Annotated in this window: 8 protein-coding genes; 5 read left to right on the top strand and 3 right to left on the bottom strand. The window is 69.3% G+C overall.

The window, feature by feature from the left end; all coding sequences use genetic code 11:
- The 3 genes from ACIBCA_RS37000 to ACIBCA_RS36990 all read right to left on the bottom strand — a co-directional run.
- On the bottom strand, positions 1 to 188 hold a 188-nt coding region (locus ACIBCA_RS37000; RefSeq protein ID WP_396287578.1), incomplete at its 3' end, for a hypothetical protein.
- Positions 189 to 208: 20 nt separating this feature from the next.
- Positions 209 to 403 (bottom strand): DUF397 domain-containing protein, encoded by a 195-nt coding sequence (locus ACIBCA_RS36995; protein WP_396287577.1) that lies wholly within the window; start codon positions 401 to 403, stop codon positions 209 to 211.
- The gene (locus ACIBCA_RS36990; RefSeq protein WP_396287576.1) at positions 400 to 1227 is read right to left on the bottom strand and encodes a Scr1 family TA system antitoxin-like transcriptional regulator; all 828 of its coding nucleotides are present in this window, start codon (positions 1225 to 1227) and stop codon (positions 400 to 402) included. The genes ACIBCA_RS36995 and ACIBCA_RS36990 overlap by 4 nt, the downstream gene beginning before the upstream one ends.
- Positions 1228 to 1354: 127 nt before the next feature.
- On the opposite strand from ACIBCA_RS36990, the gene ACIBCA_RS36985 reads away from it, so the two are divergent.
- The 5 genes from ACIBCA_RS36985 to ACIBCA_RS36965 all read left to right on the top strand — a co-directional run.
- The gene (locus ACIBCA_RS36985) at positions 1355 to 1606 is read left to right on the top strand and encodes a hypothetical protein (protein WP_396287575.1); all 252 of its coding nucleotides are present in this window, start codon (positions 1355 to 1357) and stop codon (positions 1604 to 1606) included.
- On the top strand, positions 1603 to 1848 hold the full coding sequence (locus tag ACIBCA_RS36980; RefSeq protein ID WP_396287574.1) for a hypothetical protein: 246 nt from the start codon (positions 1603 to 1605) through the stop codon (positions 1846 to 1848). Before ACIBCA_RS36985 ends, ACIBCA_RS36980 begins: the two co-directional genes overlap by 4 nt.
- A gap of 261 nt (positions 1849 to 2109) precedes the next feature.
- Positions 2110 to 2523, top strand: coding sequence for an NUDIX domain-containing protein (locus ACIBCA_RS36975; protein ID WP_396287579.1), 414 nt, complete (start codon positions 2110 to 2112; stop codon positions 2521 to 2523).
- 301 nt (positions 2524 to 2824) lie between these two features.
- Positions 2825 to 4258, top strand: a complete 1434-nt coding sequence (locus ACIBCA_RS36970) for an esterase/lipase family protein (protein WP_396287573.1) — start codon at positions 2825 to 2827, stop codon at positions 4256 to 4258.
- Positions 4255 to 7106, top strand: a 2852-nt coding sequence (locus tag ACIBCA_RS36965; protein ID WP_396287572.1) for a tetratricopeptide repeat protein, incomplete at its 3' end; no start/stop codon positions are given. The genes ACIBCA_RS36970 and ACIBCA_RS36965, both read left to right, overlap by 4 nt.

Genomic DNA, 7106 nt, shown 5'->3' with positions numbered 1-7106 from the left:
CCCGGGGCGCTGTGGGTGGGGTGGGGGAAGCTTGCGCCGGAAGCAATGGGCCGGGTGACCTGCCGATCCGAAGGGGCACGGGGGCGCAGGAAGTCGACGACGTCGACTTCCTGCGCCACCCACCCGAGCACATCGCCGCAGGCGAACCCGGCGATTTCGGGGATCGCGATGTGAGGCTTGGGCCGCACGGGATCACCCACTTGAGCGCTCAGACGTCGCCGAACTCGCCGGCCTGGACGGCGGCGACGAATGACTGCCAGGAGTCGGTAGGGAAGATGAGCGCAGGGCCCTCGGGGTCCTTGGAGTCCCGAACGGGGACAGCGCTGGTGAGGTTGGCCGCTACCTCGACGCATGCGCCGCCGTTGTCGCTGTAGCTGGACTTGAACCATGCGGGTTCGGTCACTGGATTTCCTCTCGCACCTTGCCGATCAGCGCCACGGATGGGGCCTGCGGTAGCGCCTCTACCTGTAGATGATGGTAGGCCGTGAGCAAGGGCTGTACCTCGGCGGGATCACGCTCGAACCAGCCTTGCTGGGCGGCCTCCGAGTAGGCGGCTACGGAGCGGTCGGGTAGCACGGGCAGGTAGACCGGAAGGTTCAGACTTCGTGCCTCGCCCATGGAGAACGGGGCGATCTGCAAGGTCATGTGAGGAAGTGCGGCTATCTCAACCAGGCGGTCGAGTTGAGCCGCCATGATCTTACGGCCGCCGACAGTGCGGCGGATGCAGCTCTCGTCGAGGATCGCGTACAGCTGCGGCGCGGGCTGCCGGGCGAGCAACTTCTGGCGTTCGGCTAGAACTCGGAGTCGTTCCGCCGCCTGGTCCTCCGTGATGTTTCCTCGGTTCACCGCTGCCGTTGTCAGCGCTGTGGCGTACTCCGGTGTCTGAAGTAGGCCGGGAATGATCCCGATTTCGAACATCCTGAGTTCCAGGGACTTCGCCTCCTCTGCAAGGTACTTGCCGAAGCCCTGCAGTAACGAGCTTGTCCTGACATCCATGAACAGGTTTGCGAACTTGCTTCCTGTCTCGAACGTCCGATCAACCTGCCGCGCAAAGCGCAAGGTTGGCGGCTTTCTGCCAGTTTCTACGGATGAGATATGTCCAGGTGAATAGCCGGTTCGCTCCGCCAACTGATCTTGCGACATCTTCAACGCTTGCCGCTGGCTGCGAAGTTGGGCGCCGAACGAAGCTTGCGGCGAGCTGTCCGGCGTGAGCGGCTTGATGTTCACGCGGCCCCATTTCTTTCCGGTTCGCAAGGTTGAAGGCTTTTTGAGCGTAGAGGAAAGTGTGTCTCCCCGGTAGCGAGACCGCTACGGAGAGGAGTCTGCTGTGCCGCGCAAATGTACCCCCGCGTCCTTGGCGAAGCCGAAGCACTTCCGGCCCCAGGTCGGCGAGTTGGTCAAGGACGAGACGACCGGCGAACACGTCGTCCACATGGAAACGATCGGCCGGCGCGCCTACATCCGTCCGCCGGGCGGCGGCGTCGAACGCGACGTCGACGCCGCCAAGCTCAGCGAACTTCCGGGCGGGCCGGGGGTGGTGGTGCACATCGTGCCGGACAAGCTGTCCGGCTTCGCCAACGCCGACTGCAACGAGGCCGACGCGTGAACGGCGCGAGCGAGTGGGCCATCTCGGTGGACCCCACCCCGGACGCGCCGGCTGAGTACGTCCTCATCTGCATCTCCGAAGCCCAGCCCGGCACGGCCTGCAACGAGTCCTCGGGCAGCCTGAACAGCGCCGAGGCGTACAGTGATTGGGCCGGACGGCACACCGGCGCCCACCTCGACCACCGCAAGTACCGCCTCGTGGCCGAAGTGCCGATGCGGGTGTTCCAGGGCGTGACGCTCTGACCTCCGCCGTGCTCCTCCTCGCCGGACTGCACGCAGCGACCCTACTCGCCCTGGCCTTCGCGGTGTTGGCCCACTCGGCGCCCTGTTCGCGATCAAGGGCGCCCGATTCCCCGACGGCCCGACGCAAACGCCCGTCACCACAGCGCAACCACTCATCCTCTGCGGTGGTGGGACCCATACCCCGTTCGCGTGACTCGTTGGCGTGAAGCCGCGAACGGGACCCGGCGAGGCTTCTGCTCCCCTCACCGGTCGCTCCAGGGACTGTGGGCATCCTGGAGCAGCCGCCCTCTGCCACCACCCCCCTGTGGCAGAGGGCGACACGGCATCGTCCGCGATGAGGAAGGCCGAGTCCTGCTGCTCAAGCACCGGTTGTGGCCGGAGGGTCGGCAGTGGGGTCTGCCGACCGGCTACGCCGACAAGGGCGAGAGCTTCGAGGACACGATCGTGCGTGAGGTCCGGGAGGAGACCGGGCTCACGGTGAAGGTGTGCGAGCTGGCGCACCTGAAGAGCGGATACAAGCTGCGCGTCGAAGTCGCCTACGAGGCGCTGTACGTCAGCGGACGGATCGAGGTCGCTTCGTTCGAGATCTTGGAGGCTCGATGGTTCTCTCCGGACGATCTCCCCGAGGGAGTGCAGGAGCCGTACCGAGAGCTGATCAGTCGTCAGCGCTTCTGACCCTCGGGCGGACGAATCTGGCCCCCGTCGGCGCGAGGCGTTGCACGAGGGCGGTGACCTCTGCAGAGCCGGGGTCGCCTGTGAGTAGACCACGACGCGCCTCGGCGGCTTCCCGTACACCGGTTCGGGTGCCCCGCACCGGAGCCGGTGAGCTAGCCGAAGTGACGTCCGAATACCCTGCACGGGAGGTGATTTGGAGGAATGACCGGGTGTCGTTCCCGCCGCTCTGATAGGTAAGGGCCAACGACGGGGCGGTTGCCGCGCGCAGGAGCGAACGGTGCGATGAACGGTGGGTGGGGCGATGCGGCGTGAGCCGGTCGAGGACCTGGTGGTCGTGATCCCGGGGATCACGGGCAGCCGGCTGGCGGTGGACGGCACAGAGGTGTGGGGGCCCTCCGCCGGAGCGCTTCTCCGGGGGATCGCCACGTTCGCCGGTTGCGTGAAGGCGTTGCGGCTTCCCAAGGACATCGGCGACGGGCACCCGGGCGATGGGGTCGTGCCGGTCGGACTGGTCCCCTCCCTGCACGCGATCCCCGGTGTGTGGTCGCCGGTCGACGGCTACAGCGGCCTGCTCGACTGGCTGGAGCGCACCTTCGCACTGCGTCGTGCCCTGCCGGGAGACCGACCGGACGCACCCGTGAACCTCGTCGAGTTCGCCTACGACTGGCGCCTTTCCTGCCGCTACAACGCCGGCGTGCTGGCATCCAGGGTCGACGAGGCGCTCGGCCGCTGGCGGGCCACCGCCCCGCGACGGGCGGAGGCGAAGGTGCGCGCCATCTGCCACTCGATGGGTGGACTGGTGGGCCGCTACTGGGTGGAGTGCCTGGGCGGCGCGGAAGTCACCCGACAGCTCATCACCCTGGGTACCCCGCACCGCGGTTCGATCGGGGCGCTGGAGTCCCTGGTCAACGGGCACCGGATCGGTTTGGGCCCGGTGGCGGTGGACCTGACCGTCTTCAGCCGCAGCCTCCCCTCCCTTCACCAGCTCACCCCCGACTACGCCTGTATCGAGAGCCCCGAGGGCTTGCGGTACCCCAGGGAGCTGACGACCGCGCTGGAGGGCGTCGATCGGGCACTGATCGCGGACGCGTGCAGTTTCCACGAGGAAATCCGCACCGCCGCCCTCGACCGGGTGAAGCGGGGCGGCTCGGACCGACTCTGCCTGCCCGTGGTCGGCGTCCGCCAGCCCACCCCCACCACGGCCGCGGTGGAGGACGGCCGACTGCGGCTGATCGAGACCATCGAGGGCAAGGACGAGGGCGGTGACAGGAGGGTGCCGCGGTTCGCCGCCTACCCCGCCGAACTCGCCCACGACGACACCATCGTGCGGTCCTCCTTCGCCAACCACGGCGCGATCAAGAGCCATGGCGGGGTCCGCGAGGACCTCTACGACTGGCTCGCCCCGGCCCCTGCCGTCTACCGGGGCACGTTGCCCGCTTACCCGCTGAGCGTCCGAGTCCCCGAGTACCTGGCCGCAGGGGAGTCCCTGCACGTCGAGGCCGAGGCCGCCACAGCGCGGGAGGGATCGGACGCGCTCGCTGTCCGGGCCACCGTCACCGCCGAGGACGGCGCCGAGGTCGAGGCCCGCACCCTGCGCAATCTCGGCGGCGGCCGGTACGAGGGTGCCTTCCGCGACCTCGTACCGGGCGCGTACGCGGTCTCCGTGTACGCCCCACCTGACGACATCGGCACCGCTGTCATCGCACCCACCCTCATCCTCGAAGGCGACGCATGACCGACCAGACGGCAGACCCGCAGCACCTCATCGAGGGCACGTTCCTGGCGGTCGTCTTCGACAACTACCAGGACCCGGCCTTCCGTTCGCTCCAGGGCGCGGTCGAACAGGTCGACGAGCTCGCCGATGCCCTCGCCGGCTTCGGCTACCGCGGGACCGTTGTGAAGAATCCGGGGCAGGGCAGCCTGATCGACGCACTCGACCAGTGGTCCGACGCCTGGTCCGACAACGGCGGCCACGGCCCGGCCGTCGTGGCCTGGTCCGGGCACGCCGAGATCGACAACGCGCGGGACCTCCGACTCCCCACCCATGCCACCCGCAAAGGCAGCGACAACAAGGACAGGTTCTACTCCCCGGCGAACCTCGCCAGCCAGGCTCTGACCAGCCGCGCCGACCAGATCCTGATCCTCCTCGACACCTGCCACTCCGGCGCCGGAGTCCTCTCCGCCCTCGACCACGCGCTGAAGGCATGGGAAGCCCGCTCCCTGCCCGAACCCCGTACCGCCTGGATCGGTGTCCTCGCAGCCTGCCAGGCCGACGAGAAGGCCGCAGGGGCTCGCGGACTGCTCCTGGAAACCGTGCTACGGCTCCTGAAGGACGGCCCGTACCGCTCCACCGGCACCACCCGGTCCCCTGTCGCCGACTCCGCCGACGGCCGGGGGCGGTGGGGCCGCTACCGCCACGAGTGGAGCGTACGCAACGAAGGCATCACCGGAAACACGCTCGCGCTGGCCGTGATGGAGGACTGGCCCGACGACGGTCAGCGCCCCGTGGCCGCTTCCCTCGGCTGCCCCGCCCCGATCTTTCACAACCCCCTCTGGCGTCCGGCCCGCCGCGAATCCCTGGTCGAACACCTTGTGCTCGCCGCCCGCGGTGTCGATGCCACCAAGGAGGGCTGGTTCTTCACCGGCCGGCGTCATGCCCTGCGCGAGATCACCGACTGGCTCCACGCCGGGGCGGCGGGAATGCTCCTGCTGACCGGGAGCGCCGGCGCCGGGAAGTCCGCCGTCGCGGGTCGCATCGCCGCGCTCTCCGATCCGGCGGAGCGGGCCGCCCTGATGGAACACGACCCACTCACGGAGGATGACCCGGACCCCGGTGAGGGCAGCGTGGATGCCGCCGTCCACCTCCGTGGCATGAGTGTGCAGGACCTCGCCGACGCGCTCGCCTACCGGCTGGGCTTCCCCGAGCCGAAGACCCCCGCCGACCTGATCGCCCGGCTCGAACGATCGGACGCCACGCGCGGACGGCGCCACACCCTGGTCCTCGACGGCCTCGACGAGGCATCCCCGGGCCAGGCCGCCTTGATCGCCGGACAACTCCTCACCCCCCTCAGCCGTCTGTGCACCGTCCTGCTCGCCTCCCGCGACCGCCCGTTCCAACCGCACCAGGCACTGGGCGAGAACCTCGACACCGCCCTCACCCGCACCGTCGGTGCCGCCGTCCGCATCCTCGACCTCGACGAGGAGCACGACACCGCGATGGACATCGCCGACTACGTCCGCCGCCGCCTCCGGGCCGACGGCATCGCGGCCGGCCCGTCCGACGACATCGCACGGGCCCTGGCCGAACGGGCCGGCACCGCCGGCGGCGGGTTCCTGTTCGCCCGCATCGTCGCCTCCCACCTCGGCCGCACCCTCGCCACCGACCCCGACCGGCCCTGGCGAGACCGGATCCCCGCTGACATCGCCGACGCACTCACTCGTGACCTCGCCTCCGACTCCGACCGGCACCGCGACGGACACCGACCTCCCCACGCCGCCTCAGACCTGCTCACCGCCCTGGCTTGGGCCGCAGGCAACGGCATGCCAGCCCACGGCATCTGGCAGACCGCAGCCCAGGCCGTCAGCGATCACGACACCGCCTACGGGCCCGATGACATCGACTGGCTCCTCGAGCACTACGGTCGCTACATCGTCGAGGACAACGACGGACACCAGGCCGTCTACCGCCTCTACCACCGCGAACTCATCACCCACCTACGCAGCACGACAACCGCCCGCCCCGCCGATCCGGCCGCCCTCGCGATCGTCCGCGCCCTCGTCGCTCTCACCCTCGACCAGACTGCGAACGGCGCCAGCCCCGAACAGGCGAACCCCTATCTGCAACGGCACCTGCCCGGCCATGCCCTCGCTGCCGAGGGCCCCGGTATCACCGCCCTACGGCCACTCTCCGAAGCCAACTCCGCCGCCTACCTTCCCGACCTGGCCAGCGCGTTGAACAATCTCGCGATCCGGGTGTCGGGGGTGGGGCGGCGTGAGGAGGCTGTGGCTCCGGCCGAGGAGGCTGCCGACATCTACCGTGGGCTTGCGCAGGTCAACTCGGCCGCCTACCTTGCTGACCTCGCCATGGCGCTGAACAATCTCGCGATCCGGCTCTCGGAGGTGGGGCGGCGTGAGGAGGCTCTGGCTCCGGCCGAGGAGGCTGCCGACATCTACCGTGGGCTTGCGCAGGCCAACTCGGCCGCCTACCTCCCCAACCTCGCCAGCGCGTTGAACAATCTCGCGATCCGGCTGTCGGGGGTGGGGCGGCGTGAGGAGGCTCTGGCTCCGGCCGAAGAAGCCGTCCGGCTGCGTCGTGGGCTTGCGCAGACCAATCCCGCCGCTTATCTCCCCGACCTGGCCATGGCGTTGAGTAACCTTGCCAACCATCTGTCGGGGGTGGGGCGGCGTGAGGAGGCTGTGGCTCCGGCCGAAGAAGCCGTCCGGCTGCGTCGTGGGCTTGCGCAGACCAATCCTGCGGCCTACCTCCCTGACCTGGCCGCGGCGTTGAGTAACGTTGCCAACCATCTGTCGGGGGTGGGGCGGCGTGAGGAGGCTGTGGCTCCGGCCGAGGAGGCTGCCGACAT

The organism is Kitasatospora sp. NPDC051170, assembly GCF_044455705.1.
In the GTDB taxonomy this organism is placed as follows: domain Bacteria; phylum Actinomycetota; class Actinomycetes; order Streptomycetales; family Streptomycetaceae; genus Kitasatospora.
The sequence above is the reverse complement of the archived record's forward strand: the minus strand, read 5'-3'. Positions and strand labels throughout refer to the sequence as shown.

Coding starts and splice junctions, on each gene's coding strand:
- ACIBCA_RS36970 (WP_396287573.1), top strand. CDS start 2,825: ATGCGGCGTGAGCCGGTCGAGGACCTGGTGGTCGTGATCCCGGGGATC.